Genomic DNA, 23,295 nt, shown 5'->3' with positions numbered 1-23,295 from the left:
GTTAATCATCAATGGGGCATGTTGCACAAAATTTTGTGGAATGTGATCCACATTGATATGTCTGAACCGGTAATATGAACGGGCATTAGTTTTTTGACATTTGTTATACTCAATTATAACTCATGGAAACAAAGAATATCGCTCTACGCCGGCAAAGACATCGCACTAAACTATTTTTCAAAGAAAGTGTAGAACCTGCAAGGAAACACAAACAAGAAACGGATCAAAGTGTCTTTCCGGTAACCTTGAATAAACCAGCAGCTATAGAAGAACCAGAAAAAAGAAAGTTGCCCTTATTTATGGAACCACTGTTTAAAGCGAAGGATTTTGATCCATTGTAAAACAATTTAAATCAACGGTTATGCTACGGTGGTCAGAGATTTTCCTGATTATGGCGCTAATTGCGTCCTTATGTGGATTTGGAGGAATGATGGGAGGAGATCCAACAATTGCTAAGATCTTATTTTTCATCTTTACTTTTTTATTTATAGCTTCTGTGGTAAATAGAAGACAGACGCGAAATGCGAAGTAGATAGAAGAAGCTTAAAAAAAGTGCAGTGGCCCCCCACTGCACTTTTTTTGTGCCCTTGCCACAACAAAAAACCCGGTAGCCATGCTACCGGGTTAAAACAACCAAATCAACGTCCGCCGCGAAAACTTATCGTATCTATCACCGGGGTTATAAAGCCCCTCCTTTCATAGTAGGTATTTTCTTCTCTGTTTTTTCTGCGTCCGGAATAGGAGAGTCAATTTCCGGATCGGTTCGTTCAGCAGAATTGCCGGAGCGCTCATCTACAGGTTCCTCATCCACTTTGTTTTGTTCCTGGCTATTTGTGATCGTATTCTCGTCATTTGTCACTTTGGGTCCTTGCTGCTGCTTACCGCCGGGGTGTTTAGGATTCTTCTCGTCATAGCCACTGTGGGCCGTTCCTGTCTGGGTATTGGAATTATTCGACATGCCTTCGTCAAAAGCCTTCTTCTTCTTATCCTGCTGATCCGCCTGTTGATAACCGCTCTTTTCATGAGTCCCCGTATTACCGGTCGAATCATGTTTTCCTTTTGTTTTTGGATCTTTTATACTCATAAAAAAACAATTAATGATTAAAGATTTACATTCCTGTTTCCTCCATTAAAGGTCAAAAAAACCATACCCTCTGCAGTCTTTCCCGGCGACGGGGAAACATCTCCCATACCGGGGCCGGTTGTCCCCCAGGAGGCATTTCCTGTCGTGAAAACGGGGCCTTTATGCTACAGGAATGATGAGGTGGCTGCGGGACTGCCGGGAAGTACCGTATTTTCCGAAAACACTCCGCCCTTCCATATAAAATTGAGCAGGAATTTGTTGATTTTTAAGGGGGTTAGCACGCAGTTTTCTACATTTGCGTAAAATGTATCACCACCGCTATGCAGAAACCCTTTATCCTCATCGCTGAAGATGATGCAGATGACCGTTTTTTACTACAAACGGCCTTCGAGGAAAATGGCTTTACAGATACCCTTGAATTTGTGGAAAATGGCATAGAATTGATCGAATACCTCTCGGGGATCATGCATAAAAAAACACTGGATATCCTGTATCCGGGATTTATTTTGCTCGATCTGAATATGCCGAAAAAAGATGGAAGGGAAGTCTTGAAGGAGATCAAACAACATCCGGAATTGAAGAAAATTCCGGTTATTATATTTACCACTACCAAGAACGAAAACGAGATCAGGCGTTGTTATGAACTCGGCGCCAATACTTATGTGGTAAAACCCGTAAGCTTTGATGCTTTGGTGCGGGTGATCCAGGAGATCAGGAGTTATTGGCTCAATACAGCCTCTATTCCTGCATAGCAGGTTTCCCCGGTTTCCGGTGGGTGAACTTTTTGATGAGGGTGCCGATCAGGGCGCCTGCAGCCCCTGCTGCTACCTTAGTAGCCACATTACGTACCAGGAAACTACCCAGTATACCCGTTACCAGGCCGCTCTTCCTGAATAAACGTCCTTTCAGGAACATATCTACTGCCAGGCCGATCCCCGACTTGATCATCGGGTTCTTAGCACCCATGGCACTGATGCCTCCGATGGCAGATATAATGGTTCCTACAGGAGCCAGCTTTTCTTTCACTTCCCTGATCCTGCCATTCAGTTCTGCCTTTTGTGTATTGAGTTGTTTGCGCAAACGATCCTGTTCCTGCAGCAGGTCTTCATATGATTTGATCACCGGTTTATTCATACACTTTGCGGATAATAAAGTTCCTGAATCCTGTCATGAGCTTTTTACGGAACACCCATATTAACAACATGATCAATAAAAAAAGACCAGCTACCAGGAAATATCCTGCGATGGTGCTATTGAGCAGCTGGCCCAGCCAGGTGCCCAATGCAAGGCCTATAAAAAGGATCACAAAAATGCCAATGATAAAAATAGCCATAAAGGTTACTACTGAAGATGCCACACCCGACACCTTGTCGGTCACATTCACCAGTGTAAGCTTATAATAAGTTTCAAGGAAGTCCATCACATTATCGGCCAGGTTATCACTGGTATTGGCGTCTTTCACCTCTGAGTATTGTATATCCTCTGTTTTCTGCCGCATAGCTGGTCTTTTTTTAAGGAATGGTACACCTGTACTTAGCCAAGGTTTTCTTTTACCCGGTTGTATTTATTACCGGCTTCTTGAGCAAGGTCTTCGGCTTTTTCCTTACCTGCTGCAAACAGGTCAGACAAACTGCTGGCCCAGTCATTACAATTACTCTTGATCTTTTTTCTCAACTCACTACCTTTATCAGGAGCTACTAACATACCGATCACTACTCCGGCAGCGGCGGCGCCTACGATGCCCAATAATACTTTTGTTGTTGTAGTCATTTTGAATAATTTTAAATGATAGAATGATGTTTATATTAGTAAAAAGGATGCCGCCCGTAGAGAATGACTGAATCGGGGAAAAGAATCCCCACAAATGTCCGGCACTTTTTTTCGATACAATACGTTATTAGTGAAACCTTAATCACCTGTATTGGCAAACAAAAAGAAGATACTGATCATTGATGACGAAGCTGATCTATGTTTACTGATGAAATCCTATTTTGTCAAAAAAAACTACGATGTATATAGCGCAGCCACCTTACAGGAAGGGTTCGCAGAGATGCAGCTTATTCACCCGGATATCCTGTTCCTGGACAACAACCTGCCCGATGGCATTGGATGGAGCAAAGTAGAAAGTTTTCTGCATGTAAATCCATCCCTGCGTTTATTCCTCATGAGTGGTTACCCACCTACTTTTCCCAATATCCCCGGATTTTCTTATGAAGTGTTGATCAAGCCCATTTCCTTCGCCGACCTGGATACATTGTAAGGACTCAATTCATCGTCCACCTTGCCCCTAAAAATCCCCGCATGTGCGCTGGTTGGGGACATAGCTATTATTGGGATCAAAAGTAGTTAACAGGGATTTTATGGAGTGCCTGTCAGATCTTTTCACATAGCCGGTTTTCCGTTCCCAATAAGGGAAGTAATTGCACTGCGTAGCTCTAGGAATTGCACTGGGATGTGCAGGGCAGTGCAATTAGGGCTTATGATGGGTGATTCTGACCATTGCTATAACAGGCACAGTATCAGCATGATTAGAGGGGTAAGGCTTGCCATACCTGAAAAAGCCAGTGCAATTAATACATTGCAAAAAAGAACCGGCGCCCCCGGAGCGCCGGTCGTATAACCGGAAAGTCATGGTAAGGTATGGTTATGAACCCTTTAGCATCAGAATCCCCGTTTCTTCAGGGCGTTCAGGAATACATATTCAAAGCTTATCAGCCAGCTTTTTTCTGCCATCCGGTGCATATCACTGTTGAGCTGGAAGCGATGCCCTATGTTCAACTTGGCATTGCTGTTGAAAATAAGCTGCACAGCAGGCGCCAGGTCTATATAATATTGCTTCCTGTCGAGGGTACGCTGCCCCAGCAGCTCTACATAGAGGTTGAGGTTGGTTTGGCGATAGCTGGTGTATTCCCGTGGCAATACCAGGTAGCCCGCAGACAAGGTATAGTTCAATGCCTGCCAGGGATAGGAGTCCTCAATGTATTTGGGCTTTTTGGTGGTCACCTGGGCATAGCTGAGAGAACCTGACACGGCCAGCTTCTGCCACAATTGTGTCGCCACAATGCCGCCCATGACACCGCTCTGGTCACCATCCAATGCCACTTCTTCGTAATAAGCATCATTCACACTATGGGTAACTTCACCAAAAGCGGCTAACCGGAAATGCTTGTGTACATCATCGATCGAAAGAAAGCGGTATTTGGCATACAGGCGTACACTCTCCCACCGCAGGTTGGAGGAATACATGTCGGAAAAGGTGCCAGCCACATGCACCATCCAGTTTTTATTAAGGCCAAACATGACCTCGGGGGTCTGCCGTTGCTCTACGCGGTCATTGTGTTCACTCTTCAATAATTTGGTAGCCCACTTGGCGCTGATGGACTTGCTCGGCATATTGGAGGCAGGTTCTGTATACGGATATAATTCCTGCGCATAGCCAGCTGCCGATACCAGCAACACCGATATCATGGTAATTACTTGTTTCATACACAACCGGTTTTAAGGTAACATGGTTTGCAGCAATGCTTTTAATTGAGCTTCTGTAGGATCTGTGGCTACAATCTTCCCTTGCTTGTCCAGCAGGAAGGCTGATGGCAATTGCTCAATGTTCCAGGCCCTGGCCGTGTGGCTTTCCCATCCGCCCGGTTCGTTCACTTGTATCCACGTGATCTGATCGGCTGCCACGGCTTTCTTCCAGGCATTTTTATTCTCATCCAGGCTTACCCCATAAATTTCAAATCCCTTTGCTTTAAAGGCAGCATAATTGGTACGCAGGCCGGGCATCGCCTTGCGGCAGGGACCGCACCAGGAAGCCCAGAAGTCGATCAATACTACCTTGCCCTTCAGGGAGGAAAGCTTGACGGTTTTGCCCTGGGCATTGGGAATGGAGATATCAGGCGCCTGCTCTCCCTTTTTAGGTTGAGCCTGCACCAGGGTATTGGCTGCCAGCAGCAGCAGACCAGCAAATAATAATTGTTTCATGCAATAAATTTATAACCAGGGTGGGCCGTTAGCCCGCCGGTTGGCGGAGCGGCTCACCCTGGCAGGCGTACGTTAATCAGATTGTTACGTGGTAAATACGGCTGTCGGCAGCGATACCTTCTTTGGTGCAACAGTTTTGTGCTTTGCCGGTCTTAATACAAGCCATGCTGGTGGCAGCACTGTATTTCTTGTATTCCTTCGCACTCACAAAATCTTTATCAACCAGGGTAATGGCCTTCTCCCCTTGCAGGGTTTGCTTGTTGACACCCAGGAAATGAAAGGTTTTACCATCGATCTGTACATGGGCATCATTCTGTACATCCACTTTATCAAACACACCGGTTACCTTTAGTTTGGCTACAGAAAAGCCGGCATCTTCCACGGCTTTCTTCATCACATCAAAGTCAACCGGCACGCCTTCCTTGAAATTGATCTGGAAGGAAGAAGATTTGATGTCCACTTTTACATCCTGTACGAAAGGTACTTTTTCCAGTGCTTTATTGATAGCCTTGGTACACATGGCGCAGGTAAGTCCTGCAGCCTGTAGGTTGGCACTTTTAAATTGTGCCCTGCCGGCAATACTGACCAGTACCACCAGCAGTGTAATGATCGTTTTTTTCATTGTCAACTGCTTTGAGGTGATTAATGGTGTTGCGCGGGTTCTTTTTTCTCCTCCCTGGCGGCGGCTGCTTTGCGATCATACTTGCAGCATTCATGCAGCTTGTCATAAGCTTCATTATTGGCTGTCAGGTCGCGGGTATCATAACCGGCAGCGGCAATAGCTTGCTGGATCTTCTCGTTGCTGGTTTTGGCGGTACTGTAGGTAATGGTGAGTTTCTTGCTTTCTGTATCCCAATTAGCGGTAGTAGCGCCTGAATCCTTAGCAGCCTTTTCGATCGTCTTTTTACACATGCCGCACTCGCCCCATACTTTCAGGGTTTCTTTTTTCTGAGTGGGATCTTTCTTTTGAGCGCTTACGCTGAATGCAGAGAATACTATAAATAAGAAGGAGAGAACGATTGATTGCGTTTTCATGATGATTAATTTGTTTAATTGATGAATTAGAAGTCGGCACTCGATAATCAGCAATCGACAGTCGGCAATGAGGACGTAATAATTTTAATACGCTGCCTGGTTAGCCAGCTTCACAATTGCCGTGGCATTCATCAAATTCTGAAAACGCAATTACTAAGGTAGACATGATTGAGGCGGGGATCGGGTGGAGAATGGTACTGAAGGGAGAGATATTGATCCTCGCCGGAAAGTGGTAATTGAAAAAGGGAAACTTGTACAGGAGCCTCAGCAGGCAGTTCCAGGAAATGTACCTGGGCCTGGGCCAGCTGGTGTTCATCCTGCAGTTTTACGAATTTGTATTCTGTGTGGCAGCAGCCCTTTTTGGTGGCGCTCATGCCGCACTTTCCACAAACATCATGGTCATCATATCCGTATTCTACGGAGGCAAGACGCCCCATACAGTAATGCACATTAACCACCACCCCACTGGCGATGGTCATATACAGAACGGCTAATATGGCGATGATGGCCTTTTTCATTACTGTTACAAATGTAGGGTGTATTTTCTGAAAAGGAAAACGGGCTTACCACAGCAAGCCCGTTTTAACATAAAATCCACTTATTATTTGGTCAGGTGATAATTGATATACACGGTTTTACCTTCAAAATTGATATCATCCTGCAATACCAGGCTATTGGCAGTAACTGATTTTACGGTCAATTTATAACCGTCGGTTATTTTGGCGGGCTTTACACCACCTGGCATCTTTTTAAACATAAAAGTGGGTACGCCATTCTCCGTTTGTACGCCCCAGAATATGGTCCTTTCGCCGGCATTACAATCCTGGCCCGAAGGGAGGGTATAAGAACCATTGCCACTGGCTATCAGGTTCCATTGGCTGCCAATAAAACAAGTGTAAGGTGCATCATCAAACACGGAAACCTTTACCTTGCCGGTAATACCTTCAAAGTCTATATCCTGGACCGTCCAGGTTCCACTGATTTTTACATTTTTACCACCATCCGGATTGGCTACCCTGCTGGTAGAGCAGGCACTCATAACAACTAACAAGAGAGAAAACGCTGTAACTGACAGCATGCCTTTGTTTTTCATATTTATCATTTTTCGTAAGTGAAATTACAGAACAATATGCAAATAATGCTCCAAACTGGCAAGCAACTGAACATTAAGTATTTGCAATTCATGTACCCTTTCCTGCACATGGTACCATATGGCCTTTACCCAACCCTGTACTGCTGCTACTTTAGCTTCCAATTTATATGCCATGGAAAAAAGAGTATTTGAAAATCCGCTTATTAAGGATAAAGTGACTTTATTGGAAAGCAGCCAGGAAACAAATGGCGCTTATACCCTGTTGGAAGTAGCCCTGGAAGCCGGAGGCGGCAATGACCTGCATTACCACACCAGCTTTAATGAAGAGTTTACTGCGCTGGAAGGCACGTTGAGCATTGGTCTTAAGAAAAGACAGCTACACCTGAAACCAGGGGAAACAACGGTGGCGGAGATCAACCAGCTGCACCGTTTTTACAATGCCGGCCCTACACCTATCCGCTTCCTGGTGAAACTCACACCAGGTTCCACCGAATTTGAAAAATGTGTAGCCATTGGATATGGACTGGCCAGCGATGGCCTGACCAATAAGAGCGGTATTCCCCAAAAGCTGGATCACCTGGCGCTCTTGCTTGACCTCGGCAATACACGGCTCACGGGATTCCTGGCCTTCATCACACCGTATTTATTATACCGCGCCAAACGTGCCCGGAAGAAAGGGATATTGAAATTATTGGAATACAAGTATTGGAACAAGCCAGCTGGAAAGAGCAAGGCGACATTCGCTTAGTTCACAAAACTCCAGAAGATACCTACCCGTATTTGTAAGCCGGGATAGGGATAGTTAATGGTAGGTATATTGTTTTTGGTAAACCCGCCTTTGGAAACATTGAAGGTATTGAGGTTTTCTGCACGCACATACGCATTGAAACTCTTAATACGGAAGTGCATATAGAGACTCATTTCAGGGGTCCGCAATTTCACATTAACAGTATCCTGGAAATAGTATTGACCTATTAACGGTGAATAAGCAGGCGCTTTATAGGCTGTAAAGTATTTGGCTTCCAGGCCAAAACTGATGGCCAGGTTCTTGAAGCCGAGGTTGCCATCATACCCGATCATATTGCGTGTGGTGATCAGGGGTACATTTACCGGTCCATCTCCGGCCCGCTGCTGTAAGATGACCCATGTTCTCCAGTTCCAACCCCGCCGGCCCAACTTGAACTGCTTTTCGCCGGTTACCCGCAGCAGGTTGAAGAGGGAAGAAAACTGCTCCGGCTGGTACCTCGACTTAAAATAGGTAAGGTTGGTGACCAGGTAATAACTACCGGAAAGCTTCAAACCATACCTGGGCATATCGAGGGTAGCGAAGATATTCGTGATGTTCTCTTTCTTAAAGGTGAGCGGTGTAGCAGCTGGCAGGTAAAAGCTACTGGCCTGATCATAGATAAAGGAAGGGGTACGGTTGGTATTCTGAAAGGCTGCCCGCAGGTAACCGATCCGCTGCCCCAGGAAACGCTGCAGGCTTATATAAGCATCATAATCACCCGCATTAAGTCCATTTACATAAAACTTTCCACTGGCTTCAATATCCCACTTCTTATTGCGGGTACGATTGCGGTATTCACCATGTAAAAAGAAATTGTGGGCATTGGTAGATATCTGGCCTGTCATATCAACACCATTTGCCAGGTTTTGCAGGAACAGGATCGGACTGATGTTTTTTATTGGGGGTGAATAAAAAGTGCTACTCAGCATTTGCAACGAGGCGCCCACTTTCACAAATTGCTGGGCATTCTTTGCATCGGGAAACTGGTAAACAGAAAAATCATTGACCAGCTCACGCCAGTAATCCCGTATCATAAAAGTATCCCGGGGAGCTTTTACATCGATCCCGTAATTATTCTTGTACCAGGCGCTGTCTACCACCTGGTTGTCCTTGAACCGGTAATTATAGGTGCTGTAACTAATGGTATGCTCCAGCCTTAACCGTGGATAGAAAAGGGGAATTACTGTTGAATCGGTTACGATAGAGTCTTTCTGTCCCAGGTCATATTGCTGCCGCATGAGGTAGGTGGCAGTGGTAAAAAAGGTACCTGTACCGATATTGGTGGTAAAGAAATTCCGGCTGTTTACCTGTGCGGTGCCCAATTGGGTAGGTACGCTGGACCGCTCTTCATACCCAACCAGGTCCAGGTAATTGGTATCGGTCTTGATCCCTCCGTTCTCACCGGACTGGAGCTTATTGCCCAGCAGTACAATGAAATTCTGGTAACGTTTATTTTTAGATTGGTACCAGGAGGTAAACCGGTAATTGTTGTGGTTGGTATTGGCATTCTGGAACAGGCCAGGCGAATTGATGAGGCGGTATTGAATGCCCAGGTTGAGGAGGGGGCCTACATTCTGTGTATGTACAATGTTGATCATCTGCTCGGACCTTGAGCCCAGCAGGTAATTCAACTCGGTATAAGGGCGGGTAGTATTGAAGAAGCGGGTTTCCGCTACGGTAAACATATAATTGTCGTAAGCATGAAAACCATGGTCCCAGCCGGATTGCATAATGGGTGTAAACAACAGGCTCCGGGAAGCATTGCCCAGGTTACCCAGGTGCTGGTGGTACCAGGGCAAAGGTACTTTTTTGGTAAAATCGTAAAGAGTAGAATCGAAATTGCGCAGGCCGCTGGAATCGAGGAAGCGGAAGTGAATGGTAATGGAATCTTCCAACCCGGTACGGTGGGCTACGCTATCGCCGCCCTTGCCTCCGCCACCCATATTGCCCCCCATACTCCTGAGCCTGTCAATAGCTCCGCGCTGGGCAGATGCAGTTGTTACAAAGCCGGCCGATAACAAGACTATTCCAAAAAGTATATAAAAAATCCTCAACACTGGTGCCTTAAAATTAGGGAAACAAATTACTGATTAAAACCGGCGAACCGGTAAAACAAAAGTTAATCTTGTGAAAACAGCTGCGAGCTATGAGCTACGAGCTGCGAGCGAACAGCCGCTCCTGACGCTCCTTTGATACGAATCACCTTCACTTTACTTTCCGTTATAACTCAGCTACTAGTTGCTTAAAGATGGCCGACAGTTTGGGCTCTGCTGCGGCAGCGGCTTCCAATACCTCCTGGTGTGTGATCACATTGTCCTCTTCGCGAATACCCAGGTCGGTAATGATGCTGATGGCTACCACCGGCAATCCCATATGTATGGCAATGATCACTTCCTGCACGGTACTCATGCCTACTGCATCACCGCCCAATGCATGGATCATTTTGTATTCGGCCCTTGTCTCAAAAGTAGGACCAGTAACACCGAAGTAAACACCCTCCCGCAAAGTTACCTGCAGGGAAGCCGCAATAGCTTTGACCTTCTTTTGCAAGTCCTTGCTATAAGGCTCACTCATATCGGGAAAGCGGGGACCCAGTTCACTATGGTTCTTACCCAACAGTGGATTTACAATGGCCAGGCTGATGTGATCGGTGATCAGCATCAGATCGCCTACTCTAAAGCCCGGATTCACTCCACCGGCAGCGTTAGACACCAGCAGGTGCTGTATGCCCAGGAACTTCATCACCCGGATGGGGTACGTGACCTGCCCGGGAGTATAACCTTCATAAAAGTGAAAACGACCTGCCATTGCCACTACCTTCTTGCCAGACAGCTCGCCAAATATCAGCTTGCCGGAATGGCCTTCTACTGTGGATACGGGGAAATGGGGTATGTCGCTGTAGGGAATCTCTTTCTCCACTTTCATCTCGCGGGCAAAATTGCCAAGACCACTGCCCAGTACAATACCAGCCTGGGGTATATGAGGGTAAAGGTTCCGGATGAATGCGGTGGTTTCCTGTAACTGTTGGATAATATCAGCCATAATGTGCGCGAAGATAGTTGGAAAGACGGAAAAGTCCGAAAGACAGAAAAGTCCGGAAGTCCGGAAGACCGAAAGATGTTTTAACGGACTTACTGACTTACGGACTTACGGACCTCTTCCCATTCATATTTATAGAAATCGCAGTATTCTTCATCACACAAGAGCCCCTTCAGTAGTGGGTTCTTTAAAATCTCCTCATACTCCATCCACCGGCCATCAACCTTGATCTTGCTGTAAACCAGCCGGATGCCATGGCTGTAATCGACATACCAATCCACATGACCGGTATACAGGGGTTGAATGGGCTTGCCCTCAGGCGTATGCCAGCCATAGATCGCTACCCGGTGGGGCTTGGGATCGCGGGATATTTTACCGGATATCACCACATCCTTTTTGATGCCGGCGATAAGGCCCCGGCGCAACTTCCGCTGGCCTTCGATCATCAGGTGGTGCTGCCAGAACATCAGGGCGCTGTCGCGGTATTGGTACAAAGGAATAGGCTCCAGTTTTACTACTGATTGCCGGTAAATATCATTGACCATTTTGCGGGTAGGCAAAAAACAGTGCAGGCCATCTGCGATCTTTTGGGCAGCCACGGGGGTGAGGGGAATGCGGGCAAAATCGGCATTGCTGCCCACGGACAGGTAGTCAGGAGACACATAATAAACGGCTTTATGGATGATGCCCAGGGAATCGGTCGCTTCGGTGGCAATGCGCACAAAGTATTTGAGGAAGGACGGGATATTGCCTGATAAGACTTCCTTTACTACGATGCTTTCGCGCTCTTCGCGGGTAAGGGGGATCACTTTCTTGTAAAAATCGGTCCCATTGATGGCCTCGGCCGGACGGGCGGGAATGACGATCTTCTGGGAAGAGCTGCAAGCAGTGAGGAATATGATCAAAATGAGTAATCTGTACATAGAGAATGAAGGTAGAGAAGAATTTATTCACAGCAACTGAGTTGGCAGACGGCCTCTGGGAATTATATAATCCTGTGTTTCAATGGGTAAATTGGCTAAACCAAATACTTCATTCTAATTTCTGGGCTTTCCTCCTTAAATTCGCCCAAAATTATTCCTGCATGAATCTCCACGAATACCAGGCTAAAGAGTTACTGAAGAAATACAATGTACCGGTACAGGAAGGTATCCCGGTAGACAGGGCTGATGCAGCCGAAGAAGCTTATAAGAATCTTAAAGTACAGTATGGCAATAGTTTCGCTGTGGTGAAAGCCCAGATCCATGCCGGCGGACGCGGTAAAGGAAAGATCCGCGGTACGGAGCAGCGTGGTGTGGCTGTAGGTAAAAGTGCAGAAGAGATCAAGCAGATCGCTTCCAATATACTGGGTGGTGTACTGGAAACCATTCAAACCGGTCCTGCCGGTAAGCTGGTGAGCAAAGTACTGGTAGCCCAGGATGTATACTATCCCGGCCCCAACCCCATCAAAGAATTTTACTTATCCATCCTGCTCGACCGCGGTCGTGGCCAGAATGTGATCATGTACAGTACAGAAGGTGGTATGGACATTGAAGAAGTAGCGCACAACACGCCTGAAAAGATATTCAAAGAGTGGGTTCACCCCGGTGGTGGCCTGCAGGGTTTCCAGGCACGTAAGATTGCCTTCAACCTTCAACTGAAAGGGGAAGCCTTCAAGAACTGCGTAAAGTTTGTTACCAATTTATACAATGCTTATGTGGGATTGGATTGCAGCATGCTGGAGATCAACCCCTTGTTCAAGACGGCCGATGAAAAGATCATCGCTGTGGACTGTAAGATGAACCTGGACGATAACGCGCTCATGCGTCATCCCGACCTGGAAGCAATGCGTGATATCAGTGAAGAAGATCCTACAGAAGTAGAAGCTGGTAAATACAACCTCAACTTTGTGAAGCTGGACGGCAACGTAGGTTGTATGGTAAACGGCGCTGGTCTGGCCATGGCTACCATGGATATGATCAAGCTGAGCGGTGGTGAGCCTGCCAACTTCCTGGACGTAGGCGGTACTGCCAATGCTACTACGGTAGAAGCCGGCTTCCGCATCATCCTGAAGGACCCCAAAGTAAAAGCCATTCTCATCAATATCTTCGGTGGTATTGTACGCTGTGACCGGGTAGCGCAGGGTGTTATTGACGCTTACAAATCTATTGGCAATATTGAAGTACCGATCATTGTACGTTTACAGGGTACGAATGCTGATGAGGCCAAGAAGCTGATTGAAGAAAGTGGTCTGAAAGTGCAGAGTGCTATCCTGCTGAGTGAAGCGGCTGCCCTGGTGGGTAAAGCGATCGCGTAGTTTGATTACTGATTATTAATTATAGATTATTGGGTCGCTGAGATTTCAGCGGCCCTTTTTGTTGTTGATCTTCCTTTGTTGTCATTTCGACCGCAGGGAGAAATCTGCTGTCGAAGCAAAAGGACCGCCCGACTCGCAAGCAGTACTTGTCCCGCTTTGCGGGATTTCTCACTCCGCTTCGCTTCGTTCGACACACCAGAAGGATCATAAATCGCCTTGCATGAAGCGTTTGAGCATGCTGATGGTGGAGCCGATATAACGCTGGGTCTTTTGCAGCAACTGTTCGTATACTACTGAGTTGACGGCTTCGGGCTTTTGCTCCAGGGGAAACAGGTAGATGCTGTTCTTTTTATCGGCTTCGAGGTGACGAATGGAATACCGGTATCCATTATCCTTTACCTCAATTTCCAGTGTCAAAGCGATGGGCACAGTGAAGCCGGAGAACCAATGATTGATACGCATCATAATATGTCCCTTGCCGGTATGCGCCGCTTCCACAAATGCCACGGAATCCCAGTGTATGATGAAAGGCTGCCGGAAAAAATTCCGGGCCCTTTGCTTTAGTAATGAATCGGGGGCATTGAGGGTAATTTCCTGGGCATATTCGTATTGGTCCAGCGTATTGCGGGGCAGTTGGGCTTCGGCATCCACACTCATGATAAGCAGTATAAAAAGCAATGAACGCATGGTACTACAAGGTAGAAAATCAATTGATATTTTTCAGGAATATATTAGCAATAACTTCCATGATCGCTGAAAAAAGTATTTATTGGCTTCCACAAAATACCTGGCACAGAATTTTCGTTAGGAACGGACATACATTCATTTTTCAACCGTTAATCGTTTGCCGTTTATGAAAAACCCTATCAAACTCTTCTTTGGTGTCCTCTTCGTTAGCTATGTGCTCCTCTACGGTATTATGGCATTGATTAGCTAGGAATACAAGCGGCGAGCTAATACAGGACGCTGGTTTCACCCCGAAAAGTAACTCCTGCGAATCATTGCCGATTACCAATTCAGGATTGCCGTTTGTATCTTCGCGGCATGCAGCCCGTACAGATCAGGACTATTGAACCGGCCGACAACGCGGCCCTGGCCATCATCATTCGCAATACCCTCACCGAATTTGGCGCCAATCACCCCGGCACTGTTTATTACGACAGCACCACCGACGCTTTGCATACGCTGTTCCAAACACCCGGCAGTATTTATTATGTGGCCATCGTGAACGACCAGCTCATGGGTGGCGCAGGTATTTTTCCATCTGATGGCTTACCGGAAGGCACTTGTGAACTGGTAAAAATGTACCTCCTGCCTGCAGCAAGGGGCCTGGGCCTGGGAAAACTACTCATTGATAAAGCATTGGACTTTGCACGGGAAGCAGGATACAGGCAGGTATACCTGGAAACGATGCCTGAACTCCGGAAAGCGGTCAGTGTTTATGAAAAGTTTGGCTTTCAATACCTTCCTGGGCCGCTGGGCAATACGGGTCATTTTGGATGTGATATCTGGATGCTGAAGAAGCTGTGAAATGCAAGCTACGAGCGGTGAGCTGCGATCCCGACCTCACTACCGCTCCGTCGGGACAAGGCTACGAGTGAATACAGGAGGCCGATCCCATTAAAATAAAGTAACTCCAAAGTCTACGGATCATTGCCGATTGTCGACTGCCGATTGCCGGCTCATGAAGCCAGTTTCACTTCGTAGATGGGACTGAACAGGTACATTTTACCAGTCTTCACTTCCAGGCATTGATAACGCTTGCGTAGTTTCTTTCCTTTTTTGAAGATCCTCCCCTCTCCTATATCAAACAACTGGCCTTCGGGTACATCTTCTATCAACACCATCCCATTGTTGCGGTCGTATCGCTTCAGTACGCGCATCAGGCCTTCATCGGCACAACTACTGGCCGGCAGATCGTGCATGGACTGCAGGAGGGCCTGCTGAATATCGGCCGGAAAAATGCCTTCTTTCAGAAACTCAGCTAACAATAAGGCATACAGGGTTTTCCATTCTTTACCATGGGCCTGCACACGATTGGCGTATTGGGTAAAAGTGACCAGGTGGGCCAGTTCATGCACCAGGGTGATGAGAAAGGCATAGGGATTGAGGTTGCCATTGACACTGATGCGGTGTGCTTTGTATTGGGTGGCGTGCCGGTAATCCCCCAGTACGGTCTTGCGTTCCTGGGTTATTGTGAGGTGTACGTTGTATTGCCGGAGGTAGTCCAGTACTTTCAAAACCGCCGCTTCGGGGATAAACCGGCGCAGGTAATCCAATGGCGCTTCCTGTTTAGGCATTCTTGTTCTGCTTGCTAAGTTTCATCACAATAGCCGCTTCGGTGAGGGTATATACAAAATACAATAACATAAAACCCAGCACACCGCCGGTGTTTACACCTTTGCCGGCAACCAGGATATAGATAAGGGCGGCCACCCCGCATACGCCCATTTTGATCAGCATACTGCCTTTGAGCAACCGCAGGAAAGCGTGGAGGTTCTTATTACGCAAAGCCCGGTTGTGTTGGTAAAAGGAGAAGACTGTGAGCAGGACCAGCAGAAGATTCCCAATGATCAATACATCGGTGTCCACACCCCATTTGGCCAACAAGGGACGACCGAAGATGAAAAAAGCATTGGTAATGAGAAAGATAACGGTAATAGGTAAAAAATTCCTCGATGCGGTTTGTAGCTCCATGGAGGCAAATTTACGAAGAGAAAAGAATACAGCATACTGGAGACAGAAGACAGAAGAATACAAAATATGGACTCCAACACTATATGCATTATCCAGGGCCCATCGGGTACCTGGTCCGCAGGTATAGAGGCAATAGAAACCCTTGTCAACCAATTAGAAGTCAACATCTTATAAAAATAAACAACGGATACGATGTTTAAGCGCCTGCCAATACCGCTTTTTCGGTACGTTTATCGGCCTGGCCATTGGAGGAAGCTGTCTGTACGGGGGTATTGTCGGCTCCTGACATATGACACTGACCATTGAAATTGGCTGTGGGCTCAATTTGCAGCTTACCTGCATGAAGATTGCCATTTACCTGGCTTCCGCCTTTCAGTTGCAGTAATTCCTTCACCTTGATGGTTCCAGTCACTTTGCCCATGATATCAGCCTGCTGGCCTGCAATATCGCCATTGACCACACCATTGGAGCCAATAACTACCTTGGCGGTGCAGTTGATATTGCCCTGCAGTACCCCGTCAATACGGATGTCGCCGCTGCTGCTGATATCCCCTTTAAGTGTAGTGCCGGAAGCAATAATACTCGCGCCACCGGGCGTGGGCGTTTCCTGAAAGGTTTCGGATTTGGACTTTTGGTTGAACATATGAACTGGTTTTAAATGAGTTAGGATGATGAATCAATAAGTCGAAACGTATGGAATGCCGTATTTCGTATGCTACACGATATCTATAGTGCTAAAAAGGCTAACAGCTAATGCCTAAAAGCCAACCCCTATTCGTCAATGGTCTCCGGCTTGGGAATGTCCAGTGCGGTAGTATCGAGCTTTACACTGAGGTTGCCCTGCAATACATTCTTGACATTATCCAGGTATTGGCCCCGCTGGTGCATGACTGTCTCCAGGGAATCGGTCCGGATCTTCAGTTCCCGCAGCTCCCGCGTGGCATTTACATCCCCATAACCTGGAATATACATCCGCAGAGGGGTAAACACGATCAGGGCTACGGTAAGGCCGGTCAATAACACGAAAATGGTGCTTAGAACAATATAGACACTCAGGCGTGATAACTTAAACGTAACAACCTCTTCGTAAGTATCATCATTCATCACTACCAGGCGGTAGCGGTTCTGTAAACGTTTCAAGGTGGAATTGGCATCGAATTTGGCCATACAGAGGTTTTTCAGCGCTTTAAAGGTAACAAGATAGGCCGAAAAGCACACTACTGTGGAAACAAAAAAATAAAGGCTGGATTTTATAATATTTTTCTTGAAAATCAGTTATGAAGGGTTTAGTTTGCGGAGCAATGACGGTCTCGATGATGCGGATATTCTTACTACTATTCATTTTCTCTTACGTTTGGTTGCCGGAAACTTCCGCACAGCAGCCCTTGCTTTCTTTTGACCTGAAGGGAAAACCGAAGAAATACGAAGAAAAAAAGCTGCGCTCTGAAAAAACAGGTGATAAGAAGTGGACGGTTGTACGCCGCTTTACGCAGAATGGTACTACCAAATTCAACTGGCACTTCAACGCAAATGCCAAACTGGAAGAGATCGTCGAAAGAGCCAAACTAGGATTTAAAGACGACTATACGCAGCTCCTCCCCTTTTACAATTACAGTCTGCAGCAAATGTCGCAGGACAGGGAACTCGATTCTGTCATTTATAAAGCCAATACGGGTATTCTCATCCACGACCTCCGCACCACCTGGACGGATAACCTGTACATGCTCATGGGCAAGGCTTATTATTACAAGAATAACCTGGACACGGCCTATTTCACTTTTCAATACATCAACTACATTTATTCGCCGCGGGAAAAAGATGGTTATGATATGCCCATTGGCAGTAATGCCAACGAAGGGGGCAACGCATTCTCTATTTCCACCAAAGAAAAGACCGATCTCGTTACCAAGGTATGGACCAGCCCGCCCAGCCGCAATGAATCGTTCATCTGGCAGATCAGGACCTTCCTCGCCAGGGATGAAATGGCAGAAGCATCCGGTCTCATAGAAACGCTGAAACACGACCCCAACTTTCCGGACCGGCTACAAACGGACCTCTATGAAGTGCAGGCCTGGTATTTCTATAAACAACAATTTTATGATAGTGCCGCTGTATACCTCGAGCGGGCACTGCCCAATGCCGCCAACCGGGCGGAAAAAGCACGCTGGGAATTCCTCATTGCACAATTGTATGAACGCATCAAAGACCACTCAAAATCACAGGAGTTCTATGACCGTGTGATCAACCATACGCTGGACCCTGTATTGGAAGTATATGCACGGCTCAACAGCATCCGCCAGAATAAAGGGGATGAAAAAGCCATCCAGGAAAACATCAATACACTGGTTAAAATGGCACGTCGCGATAAGTATACGAACTACCGCGACATCATTTATTTTGCAGCGGCGCAAATGGAGCTGGAACGCAACAATATTCCCGGCGCCAAAGCATTGTTCTTAAAAGCGACCCGTTATACCAACCCCAGCGGCGACAATCTTTACAAATCAAGGGCTTTCCTGATGCTGGGTGGACTGAGCTTCGACCAAAAGGAATATGCGGAATCCAAAAACTATTACGACAGTGTAACGGTAGTGGACTCTACCATCCTCAGCCAGCAGGTATATGATATGCGCAAAGGAGCGCTTGTGCGTATAGTAGAACAACTCTCCATCATCCAAAGACAGGATAGCCTGCAGCGCATTGCGGCCATGCCGGAGGCCGAAAGAGAGGCCTTTGTACGCAAACTGGCCAAACAGCTGCGCAAACAACAAGGCATCAAAGAAGAAGATCCTTCTGCGGTCAATAACAACGATCCGTTGCTGAACAACAATAACAACAATACTCCCCCCCCCGACCTGTTCAGCAGCAGCAATACAAAGGGTGATTGGTATTTCTACAACCCGGGCCTCAAATCAAAAGGCTATACAGACTTCAAGGGCAAATGGGGCTCCCGGCAGAATGTAGACAACTGGCGTCGCATGGCTGCGGTAAGACAGGCCACCAACCAGGTGCCGGGTTTACCGGATCAGGTGGCGGGCAATCCCCAGGGGGGCATCGATGGCGGCAATGCTGAGGGCGGCAGAGACCTCAGCTATGAAGGCCTGCTAAAAAACCTGCCACTCTCCGAAAAGCAATTGGCATTCTCCAATGATTCTATAGAAAATGCACAGGCAAAACTTGGTGTAGCCTATATGGAAGGCCTGGAAGACTATGCTTCTGCCATTACCACTTTTGAAGGGTTCCTGGAAAAATTCGGTTACAGCAGCCTGCGGCCGGAAGTGTTGTTCCACCTGTACTATTGCTACAACAAAATGGGCCTTACTGCCAGCGCCAACAAAGTAGCGGCAGAACTGAAAGCCAAATATCCGGGTACTTCCTTTGAGAAAACGGTATCGAATCCCAAAGGTACGCCGGAAGAACTGGCGGCCAAAGCTGCCATGACCAGGCAGTATGAGCACGTGTACAACCTGTTCATTGAAGGCAATTTTATGGATGCCCTCGAACAAAAGAAAGTGGCGGATAGCATCTATGGCAAAAATTACTGGACTCCTCAATTACTGTACATCCAGTCTGTGTACTTCATTCACCAACGGCTCGACGATTCAGCGAAGGCATCGCTCAATAATATCGTTACCACTTTCCCCAATACACCTATGGCTGAAAAAGCCAAAACGCTTATTGATGTATTGGGTCGCCGGGCGCAGATTGAGGATTATCTGACGAAGCTGAAAATAGAACGACCCAAGGATGACAGCATCACCATCATCGACGATTCTCCCATCGGGCCGGTGAAGAAGGATACGCCCGTAGTAGCGCCTCCGGTGGTAGAGGAAGAGCAGGCACGTATTATAGAAACCACTACCAAATCTTCCGCTGTTAAAAAAGACAGTACACAGAACGCACAAAAAGCGCCTATTGCTACGGATAAGCTGAAACGTGATGCGCTGGTCCTAAATGCTACGCCTATTCCCAAACAACCGGTTACGGACAGTGTGCAGCAAAAACCGGCAGCTCCGCCAAAGGATAGTGTGGTAAGGGCCCGCGAAGTGACCGTGGCCCCCGGCAAACCAGCTTTCTTCTATGATCCCAATGCAACGCATATGGTAGCGCTGGTGCTTACGAAAGTGGATCCTGTATACATCACAGAGGCCCGGAATGCCTTCAACCGGTACAATAAAGAACGCTATTTCAATAAAGCTTTCCAGATTGGCAACCAGGCGCTGTCTGATACCGTGCGACTGATGACCATTTCCAGTTTTGAAAATGCCAATGCCGCCCTCGAATACATGGAGAAAGCCCGCAAAATAGCTACCGGGGAATTGATCCCCTGGCTGCCAACGGCTAAATATACCTTTGTGATCGTTACGGATGCCAACCTCGGCGTATTACAGAATACCAGGGACGTAGACACCTATAAACTATTTTTGCAGCAAATGTTCCCGGGAAAATTCTAGGAAAGAATACAGAATACAGTATTCAGAAGAATACAGCGCGGACATGGCTATGCACATCAAATTGAAGTTTTAACATTTTAGTGAAATGGTGAAAAATCCGAACTTTACTGAAATACAAGCACTTATATACCAATCCCACCTGACAGGTTTGCAGCAATGCATTCAAGTATGGTTTTTGCAGTTGAACTATAACCCTTACTAAAAGTTAATTATTAATATGACCCGTCCTGTTAAGATCTTTTGGCGCATATTCCTATATGGCTTTCTCGGTATTGTATTGTTTTTACTGCTCATTAATTGGGGTTTATTCGGTAAAATGCCTTCACTGGATGAACTGGAGAATCCTTCTATTACCCTTGCCTCTGAGGTTTTTGGCGATGATGGTACACCGATGGGCAAATATTACCGGGAGCGGGGCAACCGCAGCTATGTGAAGTATAATGATATTTCAAAGCATGTGATCAACGCGTTGGTAGCCACGGAAGACAAGCGCTTTTATGACCATTCGGGTATTGATGGCATTCGCCTTACCAAGGCCCTTGCTACCCTGGGGAGGGATGGCGGTGCCAGCACCATTACCCAGCAGCTGGCCCTCAATATGTTTGATGAGCGGGCTACGAATATTGTATCACGGATCTTACAAAAACTCAAAGAAAATATTATTGCGATCAAGCTGGAACGCAATTTCACCAAACAGGAGATCATAGCACTGTACCTGAATACTGTTTCCTTCAGCGATAACGTATACGGCATCCGCAATGCTGCCCGTACTTTCTTTTCCAAAGAGCCAGACCGTCTTACGGTAGAAGAAGCGGCGGTATTGGTAGGCATGCAAAAAGCCACCGGTACCTACAATCCAAGAACGAATTACAAAGCATCTTTTGACCGGCGCAATACGGTAATCGAGTTGATGGCGCGCAACAATTTCCTCTCGGAAGCAGAGGCAGCCAAATTAAAAAAGGAACCCATCCGCCTGAATTATAAAAAGATGGATGAGAACAATGGTATTGCTCCTTACTTCCTGGATGTGATCCGTGAAGAGTTGAAGAAATGGGCCAAAGACCATAAAAAACCCAATGGCGACGAATACGATATCTACGCAGATGGTCTTCATATCTACACCACCATTAATCCGCGCATGCAGCTGTATGCAGAAGAAGCGGTAGCCAAACACCTGCCTGTATTACAACGCGCGCTGGCAGCACAGCGCGGTGTAAAAACTGATGCTATCTGGAAGGGGCACGATAATATACTGGAAGGATACATGAAAAGCAGCCAGCGCTGGAAAAACCTGAAAGAGGATGGCCTGAGTGATGCTGAGATCAAGAAAACCTTCTACCAGAAAACGCCCATGAAGGTATTTGCCTGGAATCCGAAGAAAGAGAAAGATACGGTGATGACACCGATGGATTCCATCAAATACAACCGGGAGATGATGCAGGCATCGTTCATGGTGATGGACCCACTCAGCGGACAGGTAAAAGCCTGGGTAGGCGGCATCGACTTTAAGAATTACAAATACGACCACGTAAACCTGAAAACAAAAAGACAGGTAGGTTCTTCCATCAAGCCATTCCTGTATTCACTGGCGGTAGAAGAATACGGCTTTACCCCGGAAACACAGTGTGAGCAAACGCAGCAATACTTTCCCGGATCCGGTTATGTACCTGCCAAGAACAGGGGCCGTGTGGGTACGCGTACGATGGCCAGCGGATTGGCATGGTCGGTCAACGAAGTAGCGGCTTATATCATTAAGCAAACTACGCCACAGCGTTTTGCTGATTTCCTGAAGCAGATCAATATACCTACCAAGGTAGATCCCTACCCTTCCATTGCGCTCGGTACCTGCGATCTTTCGCTGTACGAGATGATGTGGGGCTATACGATGTTCCCTTCGGGCGGTTTCAGCACGAAGCCCATTTATATTACACGCATTGAAGACAAGAACGGTAATGTGCTGACACCCTTTGCTACGGAACGCAAAGAGGTGATCAGTCAAACAACAGCTTATACGATGGCCCGCATGATGCAGGGTGCAACAGATTATGGAACAGCGGCCGGCCTGCGTGCACGTTTAGGAATAGCGGAAATGGGCGGTAAAACCGGTACTACCAACGACAATTCGGATGCCTGGTTCTTTGGCTTTACACCGCAGTTGATGGCAGGGGCCTGGATCGGTTGTGATGACCGCTTCATTCGCCTGGATGGCGGCCTTGGTGAAGGTGGCCGGGCAGCACGCCCCATCTGGGAATATTTCTTCCAGAAAGCCTTGGCTGATAAAACGCTGGGACTGGATAAACAGGCGAGGTTTGTACAACCGGAAAACATGCGCAGTGAGCAGTTGTACGATTACGGCGGCATAGCTGATCGTACCCCTGATCCCGGTGCAGAAGGCGCCAACCAGGGCAATGGTACAGCTGATGAATACCTGGGCACACCGGATACGCAAAACATTCCTACAGACTCCAAACAAGCGATAGAAGAACAAAAGGTACTGGAAGAAGCAGTGAAACCTAAAAACCAGGTACCGGAGAAGAAAGATCCCAAAGAGGAAGTAAAACAAGAGGAGAAAAAGAAAAAGGACGGACTCTTCAGGCGCATCTTCGGCGGAAAGAAGAAAGATAAAGAGGGGAATTAAGAAGAATATAGAATTCAGAATATAGAATCCAGCATGGGTTCGTAATATATTAAAGGCGTTGATGAATTATCAACGCCTTTTTTTATAAAAGCCAATTTCCAGCTCTTGTATTCTTCTGGATTCTATATTCTACATTCTGTATTCTTCTCCCTAAGCTCCCTTGCGCCTGAGTTGGAAAACCAGTAAGCCCA

27 protein-coding genes are annotated in these 23,295 nt (G+C 47.0%); 9 read left to right on the top strand and 18 right to left on the bottom strand.

All coding sequences use genetic code 11. From position 1 onward, the window contains the following. The first annotated feature begins 122 nt into the window (after positions 1–122). Both D3H65_RS32195 and D3H65_RS33470 read left to right on the top strand, forming a co-directional pair. Complete coding sequence (locus tag D3H65_RS32195) at positions 123–341, top strand: hypothetical protein (RefSeq protein WP_119054242.1); 219 nt, start codon at positions 123–125, stop codon at positions 339–341. Between the two features lie 20 nt (positions 342–361). Beyond that, on the top strand, positions 362–532 hold the full coding sequence (locus D3H65_RS33470; RefSeq protein ID WP_119054241.1) for a DUF1328 domain-containing protein: 171 nt from the start codon (positions 362–364) through the stop codon (positions 530–532). A 147-nt stretch (positions 533–679) separates the two neighbouring features. On the opposite strand, the gene D3H65_RS32185 is transcribed toward D3H65_RS33470, so the two are convergent. Next, a complete protein-coding gene (locus D3H65_RS32185) occupies positions 680–1,084 on the bottom strand; it encodes a hypothetical protein (RefSeq protein WP_119054240.1) in 405 nt (134 codons plus the stop codon). A gap of 320 nt (positions 1,085–1,404) precedes the next feature. Here D3H65_RS32185 and D3H65_RS32180 point away from each other — a divergent pair, with 320 nt between their 5' ends. After that, positions 1,405–1,836, top strand: coding sequence for a response regulator (locus D3H65_RS32180; protein ID WP_119054239.1), 432 nt, complete (start codon positions 1,405–1,407; stop codon positions 1,834–1,836). On the opposite strand, the gene D3H65_RS32175 is transcribed toward D3H65_RS32180, so the two are convergent. The 3 genes from D3H65_RS32175 to D3H65_RS32165 are packed head-to-tail and all read right to left on the bottom strand — an operon-like array spanning position 1,823 to position 2,854. Continuing rightward, on the bottom strand, positions 1,823–2,218 hold the full coding sequence (locus D3H65_RS32175; protein WP_119054238.1) for a hypothetical protein: 396 nt from the start codon (positions 2,216–2,218) through the stop codon (positions 1,823–1,825). The two genes, D3H65_RS32180 and D3H65_RS32175, sit on opposite strands and share 14 nt — an antisense overlap. Beyond that, positions 2,211–2,582, bottom strand: a complete 372-nt coding sequence (locus D3H65_RS32170) for a hypothetical protein (protein WP_119054237.1) — start codon at positions 2,580–2,582, stop codon at positions 2,211–2,213. Before D3H65_RS32170 ends, D3H65_RS32175 begins: the two co-directional genes overlap by 8 nt. Positions 2,583–2,617: 35 nt before the next feature. Further along, entirely contained in the window at positions 2,618–2,854 is a 237-nt protein-coding gene (locus tag D3H65_RS32165; protein WP_119054236.1) for a YtxH domain-containing protein, read from the bottom strand. Between the two features lie 151 nt (positions 2,855–3,005). Here D3H65_RS32165 and D3H65_RS32160 point away from each other — a divergent pair, with 151 nt between their 5' ends. Next, positions 3,006–3,344 carry a response regulator gene (locus tag D3H65_RS32160; RefSeq protein WP_119054235.1) on the top strand — a complete coding sequence of 113 codons (339 nt, stop codon included), beginning with the start codon at positions 3,006–3,008 and terminating at the stop codon, positions 3,342–3,344. 401 nt (positions 3,345–3,745) lie between these two features. Here the strand turns inward: D3H65_RS32160 and D3H65_RS32155 are convergent, their stop codons facing one another. From D3H65_RS32155 to D3H65_RS32130, 6 genes are all read right to left on the bottom strand, one after another. After that, a complete protein-coding gene (locus D3H65_RS32155; RefSeq protein ID WP_119054234.1) occupies positions 3,746–4,570 on the bottom strand; it encodes a hypothetical protein in 825 nt (274 codons plus the stop codon). Positions 4,571–4,582: 12 nt separating this feature from the next. Beyond that, a complete protein-coding gene (locus tag D3H65_RS32150; RefSeq protein ID WP_119054233.1) occupies positions 4,583–5,065 on the bottom strand; it encodes a peroxiredoxin family protein in 483 nt (160 codons plus the stop codon). A 76-nt stretch (positions 5,066–5,141) separates the two neighbouring features. Further along, entirely contained in the window at positions 5,142–5,687 is a 546-nt protein-coding gene (locus D3H65_RS32145; protein ID WP_119054232.1) for a heavy-metal-associated domain-containing protein, read from the bottom strand. A gap of 20 nt (positions 5,688–5,707) precedes the next feature. Beyond that, complete coding sequence (locus tag D3H65_RS32140) at positions 5,708–6,100, bottom strand: heavy-metal-associated domain-containing protein (RefSeq protein WP_245999642.1); 393 nt, start codon at positions 6,098–6,100, stop codon at positions 5,708–5,710. A 131-nt stretch (positions 6,101–6,231) separates the two neighbouring features. Then, entirely contained in the window at positions 6,232–6,579 is a 348-nt protein-coding gene (locus tag D3H65_RS33615; RefSeq protein ID WP_449406365.1) for an HYC_CC_PP family protein, read from the bottom strand. A 122-nt stretch (positions 6,580–6,701) separates the two neighbouring features. Further along, positions 6,702–7,193 carry a lipocalin family protein gene (locus D3H65_RS32130; RefSeq protein WP_162915916.1) on the bottom strand — a complete coding sequence of 164 codons (492 nt, stop codon included), beginning with the start codon at positions 7,191–7,193 and terminating at the stop codon, positions 6,702–6,704. A gap of 172 nt (positions 7,194–7,365) precedes the next feature. Between D3H65_RS32130 and D3H65_RS32125 the strand changes: the two genes are divergently transcribed. Then, positions 7,366–7,941: a cupin domain-containing protein gene (locus tag D3H65_RS32125; RefSeq protein ID WP_162915915.1), complete on the top strand. Its 576-nt coding sequence runs from the start codon at positions 7,366–7,368 to the stop codon at positions 7,939–7,941. On the opposite strand, the gene D3H65_RS32120 is transcribed toward D3H65_RS32125, so the two are convergent. From D3H65_RS32120 to D3H65_RS32110, 3 genes are all read right to left on the bottom strand, one after another. Continuing rightward, positions 7,938–10,037: a putative porin gene (locus D3H65_RS32120; protein WP_162915914.1), complete on the bottom strand. Its 2,100-nt coding sequence runs from the start codon at positions 10,035–10,037 to the stop codon at positions 7,938–7,940. The two genes, D3H65_RS32125 and D3H65_RS32120, sit on opposite strands and share 4 nt — an antisense overlap. Before the next feature lie 163 nt (positions 10,038–10,200). Continuing rightward, positions 10,201–11,022, bottom strand: a complete 822-nt coding sequence (locus D3H65_RS32115; protein WP_211345583.1) for a purine-nucleoside phosphorylase — start codon at positions 11,020–11,022, stop codon at positions 10,201–10,203. An 89-nt stretch (positions 11,023–11,111) separates the two neighbouring features. Continuing rightward, positions 11,112–11,942 carry a hypothetical protein gene (locus D3H65_RS32110; RefSeq protein WP_119054227.1) on the bottom strand — a complete coding sequence of 277 codons (831 nt, stop codon included), beginning with the start codon at positions 11,940–11,942 and terminating at the stop codon, positions 11,112–11,114. A gap of 161 nt (positions 11,943–12,103) precedes the next feature. On the opposite strand from D3H65_RS32110, the gene sucC reads away from it, so the two are divergent. Next, entirely contained in the window at positions 12,104–13,315 is a 1,212-nt protein-coding gene (gene sucC, locus D3H65_RS32105) for an ADP-forming succinate--CoA ligase subunit beta (RefSeq protein WP_119054735.1), read from the top strand. Positions 13,316–13,519: 204 nt separating this feature from the next. Here sucC and D3H65_RS32100 read toward each other — a convergent pair whose 3' ends face one another. Beyond that, the gene (locus tag D3H65_RS32100; RefSeq protein ID WP_119054226.1) at positions 13,520–14,002 is read right to left on the bottom strand and encodes a hypothetical protein; all 483 of its coding nucleotides are present in this window, start codon (positions 14,000–14,002) and stop codon (positions 13,520–13,522) included. Positions 14,003–14,359: 357 nt separating this feature from the next. Between D3H65_RS32100 and D3H65_RS32095 the strand changes: the two genes are divergently transcribed. After that, complete coding sequence (locus tag D3H65_RS32095; RefSeq protein WP_119054225.1) at positions 14,360–14,845, top strand: GNAT family N-acetyltransferase; 486 nt, start codon at positions 14,360–14,362, stop codon at positions 14,843–14,845. A gap of 152 nt (positions 14,846–14,997) precedes the next feature. On the opposite strand, the gene D3H65_RS32090 is transcribed toward D3H65_RS32095, so the two are convergent. The 4 genes from D3H65_RS32090 to D3H65_RS32075 form a co-directional block, all read right to left on the bottom strand. Next, a complete protein-coding gene (locus tag D3H65_RS32090) occupies positions 14,998–15,615 on the bottom strand; it encodes a SprT-like domain-containing protein (protein WP_119054224.1) in 618 nt (205 codons plus the stop codon). Then, positions 15,608–16,012, bottom strand: a complete 405-nt coding sequence (locus D3H65_RS32085; protein ID WP_119054223.1) for a hypothetical protein — start codon at positions 16,010–16,012, stop codon at positions 15,608–15,610. The genes D3H65_RS32090 and D3H65_RS32085 overlap by 8 nt, the downstream gene beginning before the upstream one ends. A gap of 196 nt (positions 16,013–16,208) precedes the next feature. Then, positions 16,209–16,655 (bottom strand): bactofilin family protein, encoded by a 447-nt coding sequence (locus tag D3H65_RS32080; RefSeq protein ID WP_119054222.1) that lies wholly within the window; start codon positions 16,653–16,655, stop codon positions 16,209–16,211. Positions 16,656–16,783: 128 nt separating this feature from the next. Next, positions 16,784–17,179: a hypothetical protein gene (locus D3H65_RS32075; protein ID WP_119054221.1), complete on the bottom strand. Its 396-nt coding sequence runs from the start codon at positions 17,177–17,179 to the stop codon at positions 16,784–16,786. A 146-nt stretch (positions 17,180–17,325) separates the two neighbouring features. On the opposite strand from D3H65_RS32075, the gene porW reads away from it, so the two are divergent. Further along, a complete protein-coding gene (gene porW / locus D3H65_RS32070; RefSeq protein WP_119054220.1) occupies positions 17,326–20,466 on the top strand; it encodes a type IX secretion system periplasmic lipoprotein PorW/SprE in 3,141 nt (1,046 codons plus the stop codon). A gap of 217 nt (positions 20,467–20,683) precedes the next feature. Further along, the gene (locus D3H65_RS32065) at positions 20,684–23,104 is read left to right on the top strand and encodes a transglycosylase domain-containing protein (RefSeq protein ID WP_119054219.1); all 2,421 of its coding nucleotides are present in this window, start codon (positions 20,684–20,686) and stop codon (positions 23,102–23,104) included. Positions 23,105–23,295: the final 191 nt, after the last annotated feature.

Origin of the sequence: Paraflavitalea soli, assembly GCF_003555545.1 — a bacterium.
Lineage (GTDB): Bacteria > Bacteroidota > Bacteroidia > Chitinophagales > Chitinophagaceae > Paraflavitalea > Paraflavitalea soli.
Note: the sequence above shows the minus strand (reverse complement) of the source record. Positions and strands in the feature narration are given on the sequence as shown.